This is a genomic window from Moorena sp. SIO4E2 (genome assembly GCF_010671945.1).
Classification (GTDB): Bacteria; Cyanobacteriota; Cyanobacteriia; order Cyanobacteriales; family Coleofasciculaceae; genus Moorena; species Moorena producens.
The window spans coordinates 1-1,705 of record NZ_JAAHIE010001107.1; the positions used below are offsets into that span (position 1 = coordinate 1).

General features: G+C 47.3%; 1 pseudogene. It reads left to right on the forward strand.

What is annotated here, in order from left to right:
- The first annotated feature begins 274 nt into the window (after positions 1–274).
- A pseudogene (locus F6K37_RS41170) lies at positions 275–1,700 on the forward strand (IS4 family transposase).
- Positions 1,701–1,705 lie beyond the last annotated feature (5 nt).

Genomic DNA, 1,705 nt, shown 5'->3' on the forward strand with positions numbered 1-1,705 from the left:
AAGCTATGCATTAGTCACATCTTTCTTAACAATCCAGAGAGCTGATGGGACGTGAGGCAAGGTGGAATTACTTCATATTACTTAATCCATATCCGTGTTGAGTTTTTGTTCTTCCATTCAACCTCCATTGGGTACTTCATAATGTAATACAGAAGAATTATGCATTTGGGGTAGCTTGGCGTACGCAAAAACGTGCTGACGAACTCAGGGATGATCCAATGGAAGTGAGTAAACTGACAGAGCCACGAAAAATTCTCAACTCGGAGGGACTTAAATGAAAGCTTGGGCAGTAGAAGAGCTGCAAGATGCTGAATTAGGGGATGTACGTCGCAAAAAACGGTTGATGCGGATTGTCAGCGATTTGGCAGCCCAACCAAATGCCAGTGTGCCGCAAGCTTCGGGAAACTTAGCTGCGACCCAGGCTGCCTATGAGTTTTGGAAATCACCTTACATTAAACCGGAAGCGATCGCATCAGCTCACCAACGCCGTACATTAGAACGAGTAAAACTTGAGTCTATTGTCATTGCCATTCAAGACACAACAGAACTGAATTTCACTCATCATCCAGCGAAGAGGGGTATGGGTTACTTGGACAATGCTAAGGCAAGAGGCTTAAAAATTCACTCAGTATTTTGTAGTACAAGTAATGGTGTGCCTCTAGGTGTATTACATCAACAAGTCTGGGCTAGGGATATCGCGCTCGTTGGGAAAGAAGCATCAACGACACAAAAAACCCATCTCTGAAAAAGAGAGCCAGCGTTGGAAAACGACCTTGGATGCTACCCAGAGTCTGATTGCTCCAGAAATTACCGTTGTCACAGTGGCTGATCGCGAAGCTGACATCTATGAGTTGTTCATGCTGCCGCGCCGCCCTTCCTCGGAGTTTCTGATTCGTGCGATGCACAACCGTACAGTCAAACCTACCTCTGAAGACCAACAACTCCAACGTCTTGACCAAGCAATTGGAACAGTAATGCCTTGTGGTCAGCTGACCTTAGAACTCAGACGAAATCCAGAACGCCTTGCCCGTCAAGCTACCCTGACCCTACGTACTACAACCATTGAGTTACAACCACCAGCTACTCATCCCGAACGGGAGCGCCTCCAACCAATCCGCCTACAGGTAATAAAAGCAGAAGAAGAAAACCCACCACCCGGTGTGGTACCAGTTCGTTGGTTACTCTTGACTACCTTAGAGGTTACTTGCTTTGAGGATGTGGTGCAATGTTTGCGTTGGTACTCTTATCGTTGGTTGATTGAACGCTATCATTATGTCCTCAAGAGCGGTTGTCGCCTCGAACAACTGCAACTGGAAACTGCCGACCGCATCCACCGAGCTTTAGCCACTTACACCATTGTGGCTTGGCGCTTGTTGTGGATGACTTACTTGGCTCGTTACCACCCTGATACTCCTGGGGATACGGTACTAGAAACCCATGAGTGGCAAGCGCTTTACTGCACTATTCATCAAACACCCTCCCCACCTGAGGTCCCCCCTAATTTGAGGACTTGTGTGCGTTGGATAGCCCAGTTGGGTGGATTTTTGGCGCGCAATAGAGATGGTGAACCAGGGGTGAAAACCCTTTGGCAGGGTCTGCGACGACTGCATGATATCGCACAGACTTGGCTTCTACTTTCCCCGAAAACCACTTCTGGTGTCAAGTCCCATTATGTTAAGAAAAATGTGACTAATGCATAGCTTAA